11 protein-coding genes are annotated in these 13262 nt (G+C 69.9%); 2 read left to right on the top strand and 9 right to left on the bottom strand.

The annotated features are described in order from the left end of the window. Positions 1 to 448: 448 nt before the first annotated feature. The 3 genes from ACIBAF_RS45190 to ACIBAF_RS45180 all read right to left on the bottom strand — a co-directional run bounded on the left by ACIBAF_RS45190 (position 449) and on the right by ACIBAF_RS45180 (position 5682). A complete protein-coding gene (locus ACIBAF_RS45190) occupies positions 449 to 1588 on the bottom strand; it encodes a hypothetical protein (RefSeq protein ID WP_399471978.1) in 1140 nt (379 codons plus the stop codon). A 495-nt stretch (positions 1589 to 2083) separates the two neighbouring features. Continuing rightward, positions 2084 to 3424, bottom strand: coding sequence for a class I SAM-dependent RNA methyltransferase (locus ACIBAF_RS45185; RefSeq protein ID WP_399471976.1), 1341 nt, complete (start codon positions 3422 to 3424; stop codon positions 2084 to 2086). 128 nt (positions 3425 to 3552) lie between these two features. Continuing rightward, positions 3553 to 5682: an APC family permease gene (locus ACIBAF_RS45180; RefSeq protein ID WP_399471974.1), complete on the bottom strand. Its 2130-nt coding sequence runs from the start codon at positions 5680 to 5682 to the stop codon at positions 3553 to 3555. 438 nt (positions 5683 to 6120) lie between these two features. Between ACIBAF_RS45180 and ACIBAF_RS45175 the strand changes: the two genes are divergently transcribed. Together ACIBAF_RS45175 and ACIBAF_RS45170 are read left to right on the top strand one after the other, a co-directional pair. Next, positions 6121 to 6789, top strand: a complete 669-nt coding sequence (locus ACIBAF_RS45175; RefSeq protein ID WP_399471972.1) for a potassium channel family protein — start codon at positions 6121 to 6123, stop codon at positions 6787 to 6789. Then, a complete protein-coding gene (locus tag ACIBAF_RS45170) occupies positions 6789 to 7466 on the top strand; it encodes a TrkA family potassium uptake protein (protein WP_334576549.1) in 678 nt (225 codons plus the stop codon). The genes ACIBAF_RS45175 and ACIBAF_RS45170 overlap by 1 nt, the downstream gene beginning before the upstream one ends. 168 nt (positions 7467 to 7634) lie before the next feature. Here ACIBAF_RS45170 and ACIBAF_RS45165 read toward each other — a convergent pair whose 3' ends face one another. From ACIBAF_RS45165 to ACIBAF_RS45140, 6 genes are all read right to left on the bottom strand, one after another. Beyond that, the gene (locus tag ACIBAF_RS45165) at positions 7635 to 8402 is read right to left on the bottom strand and encodes a DUF3159 domain-containing protein (protein WP_399471970.1); all 768 of its coding nucleotides are present in this window, start codon (positions 8400 to 8402) and stop codon (positions 7635 to 7637) included. A 3-nt stretch (positions 8403 to 8405) separates the two neighbouring features. Beyond that, complete coding sequence (locus ACIBAF_RS45160) at positions 8406 to 8804, bottom strand: OB-fold nucleic acid binding domain-containing protein (RefSeq protein ID WP_399471968.1); 399 nt, start codon at positions 8802 to 8804, stop codon at positions 8406 to 8408. Between the two features lie 79 nt (positions 8805 to 8883). Beyond that, the gene (locus ACIBAF_RS45155; RefSeq protein WP_399471966.1) at positions 8884 to 9600 is read right to left on the bottom strand and encodes a response regulator; all 717 of its coding nucleotides are present in this window, start codon (positions 9598 to 9600) and stop codon (positions 8884 to 8886) included. Beyond that, positions 9594 to 12152, bottom strand: a complete 2559-nt coding sequence (locus tag ACIBAF_RS45150) for an ATP-binding protein (RefSeq protein ID WP_399471964.1) — start codon at positions 12150 to 12152, stop codon at positions 9594 to 9596. Before ACIBAF_RS45150 ends, ACIBAF_RS45155 begins: the two co-directional genes overlap by 7 nt. Positions 12153 to 12298: 146 nt before the next feature. After that, a complete protein-coding gene (locus tag ACIBAF_RS45145) occupies positions 12299 to 12436 on the bottom strand; it encodes a hypothetical protein (protein ID WP_399471962.1) in 138 nt (45 codons plus the stop codon). A 61-nt stretch (positions 12437 to 12497) separates the two neighbouring features. Further along, complete coding sequence (locus ACIBAF_RS45140) at positions 12498 to 13262, bottom strand: DUF3710 domain-containing protein (protein ID WP_079659015.1); 765 nt, start codon at positions 13260 to 13262, stop codon at positions 12498 to 12500.

The raw sequence follows: 13262 nt of genomic DNA, 5'->3' as shown, positions 1-13262 counted from the left end.
CGTCACCCGCAGCCGCCTCGGACGCCTCGTCCGACAAGGCTTCCTCACCCAACCCGGACGAGGTCGCTACGAGAAACGGACTTAACGTCCACTGACACCCACCCTGAAACGAAGCGGGCCGCCATCCAGCAGACGGTTGTCCACGACCCACTGCCCTGCCGCCTCGCTCCCAACGACTACTCATCGTGATCGCCTCGCCTCCTCAAGCGGCCACGGATACTCTGTGGCTCCGCATCTCCCAAGGGACCTCCTGTGGGGAGAATCTGGGGAGTACGACGGCCGCTGGGGAGCGCGTGGGGAGAACGAACCGCGTAACTCCGGATGAAGCCGAAAGCCCCTGAAAGATACGTTCACACAGGTCAGAGGCCCACGGGAGCCCATAACCGCAGGTCAGGGTGACCTAGTAGACAACTTCAAGAAGATCTCTTCTCACCCTCACGCGTTGCCCTCAACCGCGCCCTTCCGGCCCGTAGGGGCTCCATCCCCTGAGGTACGGCTTGAGCTCCTCCGGCGTGGGTTCGCGGGTGTGCGGCATCTTTGGAAGCCCGCTCAAGGGGTCGATCGACCTCACATACTCACTTGCCCACTCCAGCCAGCGTCGGGCCGAGTCCAGGTCCGATGCGTCCACAGCACCGTCCAGCTCGCCGATACGACCCTCCAATGCCGCGCAGTACGCACTGAGGACAGCGGCCTCTTGCCAACGCCCGCCCTCTTCGCAAAGCACCTGAGCAAGCTGTTCGCGAACAGCTTGCTCCTTCGCCACCTCCATGGCCGCTCGCCAACGAACTTCGCGATCTGCTGTGGCCCGTGCCTCTTCCTGCTTACGCCGAGCGTCCTCAGCAGCTCGTGCCTCGATCTCTCCAAGGATCACGCCCAGGGCCTCTTCAAGCGTCCGGCCCTTCCGATCTCGCCAGCGACCGGGCCGACCGGTCAGACCATGGGCAAGCTCTACGACAAGACGAGCGGAGCGCTCCGGATTGACGGACTCCGGGAACTCCTGCCTGACGGTGACGGTATACGCAAAACCATCAACATCGACGTCCACTCCGCCCTCGCGCGGGAAGAAGGACGACCGCGCCTTGCTCACCTCATACCCTCGCCGTACCGCCTCATCGGCCAAACCCTGCAGCAGCAGAAGCGACCTACGGCGCAGCGCAGACGGCATCACCAGGCGGCTCTCGTCGTCTTTGAGCGCTGTCACCATCGGATGCAGGTGCCCGAGTCGCGCGGGGACAGGCACCACGCCCCCGACCGTCTGCGGCCGCTGACTCCGCGCGTTGGGATGTGGGCCCTCCGCGAGAAACAACTCCAGACCAGGCCCGCCGTACGGAACCTTCTCGATGCGCTTGCCCACCGGCTCCAGACCGTGTCGCTTCGCATAGTTGACAACACGCCGCCACTCCGCGACCTCGTCGTCATCCGGAGCGATGATCCGGATACGTCCTTCGGTGACGAGCCGCTCGACCAGCTCCTGCGCCTTCGCCCGCCGGGCCCGCGCGACGGGCCGCTCGCTGTAGGGCGCCCGAGGCTTGGCGTGCACCGCCGGCGGCTCACTGCCGCCGGCGACCGCAGAGTCATCGTCGATCATCAGGAACCTACGATCCCGCAAGGCATCCACCGAGCGCCAGTCACCCGACGCCAAGGTCCAGCACCCTCGTCGACAACGGAGCATCCGCGACGAGCCCCTCATGGGCGTATAGAGCCGAAAGGGCGTCCGTCAGCAGTGGGAGTCCTCTGGGACTTTTCTGGGACTTTCGGCCCCATCAACCGGCACGAACATGAAACAGCTGAAAGATCATTCGCGCAGGTCAGAAGCCGTCAGTCACTCATAGCGGCAGGTCACCGCCTTCACTGGTCTCTTCCGGGACATCTGATCAGCAGGACCCGGCCGGTCTGCGCTGAGCGTCGCGTGCCCTCCTCGCCCCACTGGCGCCCGCCCCACCGACAGGGTCTGACCTGCCCGAAAGACGCCTGACACCCCATCAGAACGAGCGTCAGATGAGCGTCACGAGCGTCATTTCAGCGTCAAGATATCGCCCGTAACGCCCACACCGCACATAATGCGCACCCACAAAACCGCAGGTCAGGAACCCTTGGCGGCCGGTTCAAGGATGGCAACGCACTCCACATGATGCGTCATCGGAAACAGATCGAAAGCCCGCAGCGTCCGTACCCGGTACCCGCCGTCGCGGAAGTACGCCAGGTCCCGCGCCAGGGCGGCCGGGTCGCAGGCCACGTATGCGATCTTCCGGGCGCCCAGCGACGACAGGTGCTCGACCGTCTTCTTGCCCGCCCCCGCCCGCGGCGGGTCCAGGACGATCAGGTCGACCTCGGTGATCCCGGTGCGCGGGAGGACGCTCTCCACCTTGCCCTGTTCGATCCGTACCCGGTCGAAGCCGGCGAGGTTGTGGCGGGCGTCCTCGACCGCGCGCTTGCCGGACTCGATGCCGAGGACCGCGCCCTTCTCGCCGAGGCGGTCGGCCAGCGCGCCGGCGAACAGGCCCACACCGCAGTACAGGTCGAGCGCCATGTCGCCCTTGCGCGGGAGCAGGCCCTGCATGACGGCCTTGACGAGGGTGTCGGCGGCCTGCGGGTGGACCTGCCAGAAGCCGCCGCTGCCGACCCGGTAGGTACGGCCGTCGGCCCGCTCGCGGACGAAGGCGCGGCCGTGGACGCGGTGGATGCCGCCGTCCTTCTCCTCGACGCGCATCACGGAGACCGGCTTGTCGAGCTCGACCAGGGGGAGCCGGGCGCCCGGCTGCGGCTCCAGGATCACCATGCGGTCCTGGGAGCCGGTCGCGGCGATCGCGTCCACCGACGCCATGCCGGACCAGTCACGCTCCTCGATGCCCAGCTCGCTCACGCCCGGCGCGGCGATCATGCAGTGCTCGACGGGCTCGACCTCGTGCGAGCGGTGCCGGCGCAGACCGGCGTTGCCGTCGGCGTCCACCGCGTACTGCACTCGGGTGCGCCACTGCGGCACCTGGCCCGCCGGCAGCTTGTCGCCCTCGGCCGGCATCACGGTGCCGTCCCAGCCGGCCTCCTCGGGCGTGAGGCCCGCGAGCCGCTGGAGCTGTTCGGCGATCACCTCGCCCTTGAGGCGGCGCTGCGCGCCCGGCTTGGCGTGCTGCCAGTCGCAGCCGCCGCAGCGGCCGGGGCCGGCGTACGGGCAGGGGGCCTCGACGCGGTCCTTGGACGCCTCCAGGATCCGTACGGCGTCCGCCCGCAGGTAACGCGCGCCCTCCTCGCCCTCGGTCACCCGGGCGACGACCCGCTCGCCGGGCAGTGTGTGCCGGACGAACAGCACCTGGCCGGATTCGGTGCGGGCGATGCAGTGGCCGCCGTGGGCGACGGGGCCGATCTCGACCTCGTACTCCTCACCGACCAGGGATACCGCCTGCGACTTCTTCGGTTCTGCCTGCATGGCGGGGTGACTCCACAACGTCGAACGAGGAACGGCCGGACAACAGCCCACCAGTCTACGTGGCTGTCGTCCGGCCGTTCACCACGAGCCGGGGGGCGGGACGCCGGGTGCGCGGCCCGGGACCGGGGTCAGCTCTTCGCGTCCGGTCCCGAAGCGCCCGTCGCACCGCCGGTCGTCGCACCGCCGGTCGCGCCGCCGCCCGTCGCGCCGCCGGTGCCCGACGGCTCCTTCGGCCGCCCCTCCTGCAGGGGACCGCGCCGCACCGAGCCGGGAGCGTTCCACTCCTGCCGCTTGCGGGCGCGGTTCTTGGCCGCCTCGGAGGACTGCAGCTGGTATGGGACGGACGTGACCATGACGCCCGGCGTGAACAGCAGTCGGCCCTTCAGCCGCAGCGCGCTCTGGTTGTGCAGCAGGTGCTCGTACCAGTGGCCGACCACGTACTCGGGGATGATCACCGACACCGCGTCGCGCGGCGACTCCCGGCGCAGGCTCTTGACGTACTCGATGACCGGCCGCGTGACCTCGCGGTACGGCGAGTCCAGCACCTTCAGCGGTACGTCGATCCCGCGCCGTTCCCACTCCTCGCGCAGCGCCTTCGTCTCGGCCGGGTCGACGTTGACGGTGAGCGCCTCCAGGGTGTCGGAGCGCATCAGCTTGGCGTAGGCGAGGGCGCGCAGGGTCGGGCGGTGGATCTTGGAGATCAGCAGCACCGAGTGGACGCGCGAGGGCCGGACGCTGTCGTCGCTGGGGCCCTCGGGGGCGACGAGTTCCGCGGCGACGCCGTCGTAGTGGCGGCGGATCGCGGTCATCGTCGCGTAGAAGATCACCATGCCGAGCAGGGCGACCCAGGCGCCGTGCGTGAACTTGGTGACCAGGACGACGACCAGGACCAGGCCGGTGAAGAAGGCGCCGAAGGTGTTGATCGCGCGGGAGCGGATCATGTGGCGGCGCTTGGCCGGGTCGGTCTCGGTGGCCAGGTGCCGGTTCCAGTGCCGGACCATGCCGGTCTGGCTGAGCGTGAAGGACACGAACACGCCGACGATGTACAGCTGGATCAGCCGCGTGGAGTCGGCGCCGTAGATGACGACCAGCAGGGTGGCCGCGCCCGCGAGCAGCACGATGCCGTTCGAGAACGCCAGCCGGTCGCCGCGGGTGTGCAGCTGGCGGGGCAGGTAGCGGTCCTGGGCGAGGATCGAGCCGAGCACCGGGAAGCCGTTGTACGCCGTGTTGGCGGCGAGGAACAGCACCAGGGCCGTGGCCGCCGCGAGCACGATGAAGAGGAAGCTGCCCTTGCCGAAGACGGCCTCGGCGACCTGGGTGATCACCGGGTTCTGGACGTAACCGGAGCCGACCCCGACGCCGTTCTTGAGCAGGTCGGCGGCCGGGTTCTCGGCCATCCGGACCTTGGTCACCAGGGCCAGGACGATGATCCCGCAGAACATGGTGACGGCCAGCAGGCCCATCGCCGCCAGCGTGGTCGCCGCGTTCTTGGACTTGGGCTTGCGAAAGGCCGGGACGCCGTTGGAGATCGCCTCGACGCCGGTGAGCGCGGCACAGCCGGAGGAGAAGGCGCGCAGGAGGAGGAAGACGAGCGCGAAGCCCGCCAGGCCCTGGTGCTCGGCCTTGATCGTGTACTCGGCCGTAGGCGCCCGCATCGTGTCGTCGAGGACCAGCCCGCGGAAGGCGCCCCACGCGATCATGATGAAGACGCCCGCGACGAACACGTACGTCGGGATCGCGAAGAGCTTGCCGGACTCCTTGACGCCACGCAGGTTCATCAGCGTCAGGAGGACGATCACGACGACCGCGCAGGCCACCTTGTGCTCGACGACGAACGGGATCGCGGAGCCGAGGTTCTCGATGCCGGAGGAGATGGAGACGGCGACGGTCAGGACGTAGTCGACGAGCAGCGCGCTCGCGACGGTCAGGCCGGCCCTGGGGCCGAGGTTGGTGGTGGCCACCTCGTAGTCGCCACCGCCACTGGGGTAGGCGTGGACGTTCTGCCGGTAGGAGGCGACCACCGTGAACATCAGCACGACGACCGCGAGGGCGATCCACGGGCTGAAGTGGTAGGCCGACACGCCCGCGATGGACAGGACCAGCAGCACCTCCCCGGGCGCGTAGGCCACGGAGGACAGCGGGTCGGAAGCGAAGACGGGTAGGGCGATGCGCTTCGGCAGGAGCGTTTCCCCCAGCCGATCACTGCGCAGTGCGCGCCCGATCAAAATGCGTTTGGGCACGTCGGTCAGTTTGGACACAACAGAGAATCGTAAGCCTTCGAACACGCGGCCGCCCACCCTCCCCCCCGGCTCGGCCGGGTGATGGGCCGCCGCGTCTGCCTCCCGGGTGAATTCGGCCGGGGCCGCGCTGCGGATTCCGCGGCCACGCCGGTCGCCATGTCTATATGACAATCCCCCGCCCGCTGCCGTCCTTCGGAGGGTCCATGCACACGACCGCGGAGCTCATCGGCGCCATCGGCAGCCTCGTCGGCCTCGGAATCCTTGCCTTCCTCAGTCTCTGGAGCATCAGCCGGCGCTGATCGCGCGAACCGTGCGCGGAGTGTGCACGGGGGTCCCCGGTGAGGACCGCGCGTGTGTAGCTTGGGCGACGGTCTGAGACCCTGTTCAAGGCGGAGCACCATGGCCGGACCAGAAAACTTAATGACCTCTTGACTTCTTGACCTCGGAAGGACGGGCGTGCACATCGTCATCATGGGCTGCGGCAGAGTGGGTTCCGCTCTCGCCCAGACCCTGGAGCAACAGGGGCACACGGTCGCCGTGATCGACCAGGACCCCACCGCCTTCCGACGACTGGGCTCCGGTTTCGGCGGCCGTCGTGTCACCGGGGTCGGCTTCGACCAGGACACGCTGCGTGAGGCGGGCATCGAGGATGCCGGCGCCTTCGCCGCGGTCTCCAGCGGTGACAACTCCAACATCATCGCCGCCCGCGTCGCCCGTGAGATGTTCGGCATCGAGAACGTCGCCGCCCGCATCTACGACCCCCGGCGCGCCGAGGTCTACCAGCGCCTGGGCATCCCGACCGTCGCCACCGTCCGCTGGACGGCCGACCAGATGCTGCGTCGGCTGCTCCCCTCGGGGGCCGAGCCGCTGTGGCGGGACCCGACCGGCGGCGTCCAGCTCGCCGAGGTGCACGCCGCCCCGTCCTGGGTCGGCCACAAGATCAGCAAGCTGCAGGAGGAGACGGGCGTCCGCGTGGCGTTCCTGACCCGCCTCGGCGAGGCGATCCTGCCCACCTCGCAGACGGTGTTGCAGGAGGGTGACCTGGTGCATGTGATGCTGCGCAGCGACGAGGTCGAGAAGGTCGAGGCGTCGTTCGCCGAGGGCCCGAAGGAAGGCGGTCACTGATGAGGGTCGCCATTGCCGGAGCCGGGGCCGTCGGCCGCTCGATCGCGGGCGAGCTGCTGGAGAACGGCCACGAGGTCCTGCTCGTCGACAAGGCGCCGACCGCCATCTCGGTCGAGCGCGTCCCCCAGGCGGAGTGGCTGCTAGCCGACGCCTGCGAGATCACCTCGTTGGACGAAGCCGCGCTGCAGCGCTGCAACGTCGTCATCGCCGCGACCGGCGACGACAAGGTCAACCTGGTCGTCTCGCTGCTGGCGAAGACGGAGTACGGCGTTCCGCGCGTCGTGGCCCGCGTCAACAACCCCAAGAACGAGTGGCTCTTCAACGAGTCCTGGGGCGTCGACGTCGCCGTCTCCACGCCACGTCTGATGTCCGCCCTGGTCGAGGAGGCGGTGAGCGTCGGCGACCTGGTCCGCCTGCTCCGCTTCAGCCACGGCGACGCCAACCTCGTCGAACTGACCCTCCCCGAGGAGTCGGCGCTGGCCGGCACCCAGGTCGGCGACGTGGAATGGCCCGAGGACACCTCGCTCGTCACCATCATCCGCGGCACCCGGGTCCTGACCCCGTCCCGCGAGGACTCCCTGGAACCCGGCGACGAACTCCTCTTCGTCGCCGCCCAGGCCAGAGAGGAACAACTGGAGGACCTGCTGTCGGTCCGCAAGGACGACACCGGCAGCTGACGTCCGGCTGAGACGACGGCAAAGGGCGCCCGGAAATCTTCGGGCGCCCCTTTGCTACCAGCCCGTCCGGCGACCAGCCCGTCCGGCGCTTGAGGACGAGGCCCGTTCAGGGCCGAAGCGGGGGTCTGGGGCGGGCAGCCTCCAGGGACGGTCACCGAAACGCCGGGACTACCCCTCCCGACGGTGCCGCCCACCGACCTCCGACGCCCCGGCGGCAGCCTCCGCCTCCGCGGCGGCGGCCTTCTCCTCCGCCTCCATCTCCGCGAACACGTCGATCGGCGCGGGCGCCTTCGCGAGGAAGACCCACGTCAGCCACACGGCCAGCAGGAACGGCGGAATCTTCAGCGCCACCAGCACCCAGCCCAGCTGCGCGGTGTTCGCCCACCAGTACAGCGGGAAGAGGATCGCGCACTTGGCGAGCAGGATCAGCCCCCACGCCCAACTGGCCTTGGCGTACGCCTTCTTGCGGCCGGGGTTGCGGGTGCGCCAGGAGAGGTTCTCCTTGAAGACCGGCCCGAGGATCAGCCCGATCAGCGGCACCCCGCACAGCGTCGTGATGATGTACGCCAGCGCCAGACCCAGCGTGTAGAGCATGCCCGGCAGATAGAAGTCCTTGGCGTTGCCGGTCATCATCGCGAAGACGACGCCGAAGGCCACGCCGAAGACCCCGCTGAACGCGTGCTTGACGGTGTCCTTCATCGCCAGGCGGACCACGACCAGGACCAGCGACACCGCGAGCGCGGCGATCGCGGACATGTGCAGGTCCTTGTTGATCGTGAAGATCGTGACGAAGAGCAGGCCGGGCACCACCGTCTCGACCATGCCCCGCACGCCGCCGAACGCCTCGAACAGCGCGGCCTCGGTCACCGCCCGGGCGTCGGCCGCGGCGGTGTCTTCCGCAGTCGTGTCTTCGGTCGGCTTGTCGAGCGACGTCACCGGCTACTCCCTACCCAGGGGTCTCAGTTCGTACTTGGGGTTGAACAGCACCCGGCGGCCTCGGCTCATGGAGACCCGGCCCGATGCGATGAGCCTGCGCCCCGGTTCTATCCCCACGATGGAACGCCTGCCCAGCCACACCACGTCCAACGCCGCGCTGCCGTCGAACAGCTCGGCCTCCAGGGCCGGGACGCCGGCGCGCGGCCGCAGGGTGACCGTGCGCAAGGTACCAGTAACGGTGACTATCTGGCGGTCCTGACAGTCTCCGATGCGTGTACAACCGGCCGTCTCGGCCTCCTCGCGCAGCTCCTCGGACTCCAGGTCCTCCTGCGACGAGGAGAGCCGGTCGAGCATGCGCCGGAACCGGCCCACCGGCTTTTCGGAACGAGGAACAGCACTCATATCTGAAGCGTACCGGGGTGCACCGACAGAGCCGTAGCCGCCGCCGTACCGCCCGTCCCCGGCCGCCCCGCGCTCCCTGCTAGCGCTCGAAGCGGTACCCCATCCCGGGTTCCGTGACGAAGTGCTTGGGATGCGAGGGGTCCGCCTCGAGCTTGCGTCTCAGTTGCGCCATGTACACCCGCAGATAGTTGGCCTCCGTCCCGTACGACGGCCCCCACACCTCCTGCAACAGCTGTTTCTGGCTGACGAGACGGCCGGAGTTGCGCACCAGCACCTCCAGCAGATGCCACTCCGTGGGCGTCAGCCGTACGTCCTTCCCCGCCCGGTTGACCTTCTTCGCGGCCAGGTCGACGGTGAACTCGTCGGTCTCCACCAGCACCTCGTCCTCGCCGCCCCCGGCGGGTTCGGCCCGGCGGACGGCGGCCCGCAGCCGGGCCAGCAGCTCGTCCATGCCGAAGGGCTTGGTGACGTAGTCGTCGGCGCCGGCGTCGAGCGCCTCCACCTTCTCGTCCGAGGAGTGCCGGGCCGACAGCACCAGGATCGGCACCCTGGTCCAGCCCCGCAGGCCCTTGATCACCTCGACGCCGTCCATGTCGGGCAGCCCGAGGTCGAGGACGACCACGTCCGGGTGGCGGGCGGCGGCGAGCCGGAGGGCGGTGGCGCCGTCGTGGGCGGCGTCGACCTCGTACTTGCGGGCCTTGAGGTTGATCACGAGGGCCCGCACGATCTGCGGCTCGTCGTCGATCACGAGCACCCTCGTGGGAGCCTGGGGTGTCCCCCCAGCCGTGCTCAGCATGAGGCCTGCCTTTCGGGTCGTACGGGTTGCACGGGTTGCAGCTCGGGGCGTGGTCCTGCCGCGCGGACGGTGAGGACCATGGTGAGACCGCCGCCGGGGGTGTCCTCGGCGTTGAGGGTGCCGCCCATGGCCTCGGCGAAGCCGCGCGCGACCGCCAGACCGAGCCCCACCCCGGCCCCGCGCGGGGCGTCACCGTACCGCTGGAAGGGCGCGAATATCCGCTCCTTGGCCTCGTCCGGGACGCCCGGCCCGCGGTCCACGACCCGTACCTCGACCCGGTCGGACATCGCGCTCGCCGCGACCAGCACGGGCTCGCCGGCGGGACTGTACTTGACCGCGTTCTCCACGAGGTTGGCGACCGACCGCTCCAGCAGCCCGGCGTCCACGGCGACCATGGGCAGCGTCTCCGGGATGTCCAGCTCCACGTTCTCCTCCGGATCCGGCACCCCGCCGAGGGCCATCGGCACCACCTCGTCGAGATCGATCTCCCGGATGATCGGCGTGACCGTACCGGTCTGGAGGCGGGACATGTCGAGCAGGTTGCCCACCAGGTGGTCGAGGCGGTCCGCGCCCTCCTCGATGCCCTCCAGCAGCTCCGCCCGGTCCTCCTCGGACCAGGCCACGTCGTCGGACCTGAGGCTCGACACCGCCGCCTTGATCCCGGCCAGCGGCGTGCGCAGGTCGTGGCTGACGGCGGCCAGCAGGGCCGTGCGGATGCGGTTGCCCTCGGCCAGCGCACGAGCCTGGTCGGCCTCCTCCTGCAGGCGCCGCCGGTCCAGCACCACGACCGCCTGCGCGGCGAACGCGGCCAGCACCCGCCGGTCCTCCGCGGGCAGCACCCGCCCGGTGAGCGCCAGCGCCAGGTGGTCGCCGACCGGCACGTCCACATCCGCGTCCTCGGGCCGCTCGACCGGGCGACCGAATCCGACGTGGCCCGCGCGGGTCCACGGCGTTCTGTCGTCCGACCGCTCCAGCAGTGCCGCCGACTCCATCCCGAAGGTCTCCCGCACCCGCTCCAGCAGCGCCTCCAGGCTGGTCTCGCCCCGCAGCACATTGCCCGCCAGGTAGGAAAGGATCTCCGACTCGGCCCTCAGCCGGGCCGCCTGGTGCGTACGCCGGGCCGCCAGGTCCACCACCGACGCCACCGAGACCCCCACCCCGACGAAGATCACGATGGCGACGATGTTCTTCGGGTCGGCGATCGTCCATCTGTGCAGGGGCGGTGTGTAGAAGTAGTTCAGCAGGAGCGAGCCCACGGCCGCCGAGGCCAGCGCGGGCAGCAGCCCGCCGAGCAGCGCCGCCGCGACCGTCACCGCCAGGAACAGCAGCATGTCGTTGGCGAGGCCGAGGTGGATGGTGTTCAGCAGCAGCGCCAGCAGTGCCGGGCCCGCCACCCCGACCAGCCAGCCCCAGATGATCCGGGCCCGCCCGAGCCGGGCGCCCCGGGCCACCGGCAGCCCGCGCCCCCTGGCGACCTCGTCGTGGGTGACGATGTGCACGTCGAGGTCGGACCCCGACTCGCGGGCGACCGTCGCGCCGACCCCGGGTCCGAAGACGTACTGCCACGCCTTGCGGCGCGAGGAGCCGAGCACGATCTGCGTGGCGTTGACCCCGCGGGCGAAGTCGAGCAGCGCGGCCGGTATGTCGTCGCCGACCACGTGGTGGAAGGTGCCGCCCAGGTCCTCCACCAGGGTGCGCTGGACCGCCAGCTCCTTGGGCGAGGCCGACGTCAGCCCGTCGCTGCGCGCGATGTACACGGCCAGCACCTCGCCGCCGGCGCCCTTCTCCGCCAGCCGCGCCGCCCGCCGGATCAGGGTGCGTCCCTCCGGGCCGCCGGTCAGCCCGACCACGATCCGCTCGCGCGAACCCCAGATCGCCGACACCCTGTGCTCGCTGCGGTACTGCTTCAGGTACGCGTCGACCCGGTCGGCCACCCAGAGCAGGGCCAGCTCCCGCAGGGCGGTGAGGTTTCCGGGCCGGAAGTAGTTGGACAGGGCGGCGTCGACCTTGTCCGGTTTGTAGATGTTGCCGTGCGCCATCCGCCGGCGCAGCGCCTGGGGTGACATGTCCACCAGCTCGACCTGGTCGGCGCGCCGGACGAACTCGTCGGGCACGGTCTCCTGCTGACGCACCCCCGTGATCGACTCCACTACGTCGCCGAGGGACTCCAGGTGCTGGATGTTCACCGTCGAGACCACGTCGACGCCGGCGGCGAGCAGTTCCTCCACGTCCTGCCAGCGCTTGGCGTTGCGCGAGCCCGGGATGTTGGTGTGAGCGAGCTCGTCCACCAGGGCGACCTGCGGGCCGCGGGCCAGGACCGCGTCCACGTCCATCTCGGTGAAGACGCCGCCCCGGTACTCCAGCTCGCGGCGCGGGACCTGCTCCAGGCCGTGCAGCATCACCTCGGTGCGCCGGCGCCCGTAGTGCTCCACGAACGCCACCACGCAGTCCGTGCCGCGCTCCACCCGCCGGTGCGCCTCGGACAGCATCGCGTACGTCTTGCCCACGCCCGGTGCCGCACCGAGGTAGATCCGAAGCTTGCCGCGTGCCATGGCCTCATTGTCTTCCAGTAACTGCTGCGTACGCAGCGTCGACCTTACGGCCAACAGTTCCGACATAAGGGACGAGCTGAAGTGCGAGGGACGCCTTTGACGCAACCCTGACGCGGCGAAGACGAACACCGGCGCCCCTCAACCCTTCATCGGACGAGCCCCCCGAATCGGTTCACGCCCATCGGCGGCAGTTGTTCGAAGGCGCGTTTCCAGGACTGGGCGGCGGAGTCGACCTTGCCCCGGACGAAGTCCAGCTGCGCCCGGGCCGTCAAGGCCTCACGCATGCCGAAGGGCCGCACCCCTGGACGGGATGCGGCCCTTTCAGCCGTACGCTCTGCCCTGCGTCTAGCGGACCTCGGTGATCTCCGGTCCGCGCTGCAGCTGGCCCATGCCGCCGGAGAAGCGGGAGCCCTCCTCCTGCTGCTGGATGCCCTCGGGCACCATCTGCGCGTCGTTCGGCAGCTTCAGGACGATCGGGTCGCGCGGCGCCATCGGGCCCTCGCCGCGCACCACGACCGTGTCCCGGAAGATCTGCTCGAGCAGCCCGGCCGCCTGCGGCTGCACCGCGCCCTGACCCGAGATCACGCCGCGCAGGAACCAGCGGGGGCCGTCCACGCCGACGAACCGCACGACATGGAAGCCGCCCGTGCCGTCCGGCAGCTGCACCGGCACCTGAGCCCGCAGCTCCCAGCCCAGCGGACCCTCGACCTCGTCGATGATGCCGCCCTGCTGGGTGATGCCGGAGCCGATCTCCTCGCGCACCTCGCCCCAGATGCCCTCGCGCTTGGGAGCGGCGAAGGCCTGCAGCTGGATGGCGCTGTCACGCAGCACGACGGTCGCCGCGACGATCGCGTCACCGGCGACCTCGACCCGCAGTTCCATGCCGTCGACCCCGGGCACGAAGATCCCGCCGAGGTCCACGCGGCCCTCGGCCGGGTCGCGCACCTCGGAGTCGTCCCAGGGCCCGTCGGGCCGCGGTTCGGGCTCGAGCCGCACACGCTCACGCTCGCCCTCTACGTCGTCCGCCTCAGTGTCGACACTGTCGACGACCTGCTCGGCCTCGCCGGCCGCGTCCTCGGCGGCACCCTTCTTCTTGCGACGTCCGAACAC

Origin of the sequence: Streptomyces sp. NPDC051677, assembly GCF_044453465.1 — a bacterium.
Lineage (GTDB): Bacteria > Actinomycetota > Actinomycetes > Streptomycetales > Streptomycetaceae > Streptomyces.
The sequence above is the reverse complement of the archived record's forward strand: the minus strand, read 5'-3'. Positions and strand labels throughout refer to the sequence as shown.

Coding starts and splice junctions, on each gene's coding strand:
- ACIBAF_RS45190 (WP_399471978.1), bottom strand. CDS start 1,588: ATGATCGACGATGACTCTGCGGTCGCCGGCGGCAGTGAGCCGCCGGCG.
- ACIBAF_RS45185 (WP_399471976.1), bottom strand. CDS start 3,424: ATGCAGGCAGAACCGAAGAAGTCGCAGGCGGTATCCCTGGTCGGTGAG.
- ACIBAF_RS45170 (WP_334576549.1), top strand. CDS start 6,789: ATGAGGGTCGCCATTGCCGGAGCCGGGGCCGTCGGCCGCTCGATCGCG.
- ACIBAF_RS45160 (WP_399471968.1), bottom strand. CDS start 8,804: ATGAGTGCTGTTCCTCGTTCCGAAAAGCCGGTGGGCCGGTTCCGGCGC.
- ACIBAF_RS45155 (WP_399471966.1), bottom strand. CDS start 9,600: ATGCTGAGCACGGCTGGGGGGACACCCCAGGCTCCCACGAGGGTGCTC.
- ACIBAF_RS45150 (WP_399471964.1), bottom strand. CDS start 12,152: ATGGCACGCGGCAAGCTTCGGATCTACCTCGGTGCGGCACCGGGCGTG.
- ACIBAF_RS45145 (WP_399471962.1), bottom strand. CDS start 12,436: ATGCGTGAGGCCTTGACGGCCCGGGCGCAGCTGGACTTCGTCCGGGGC.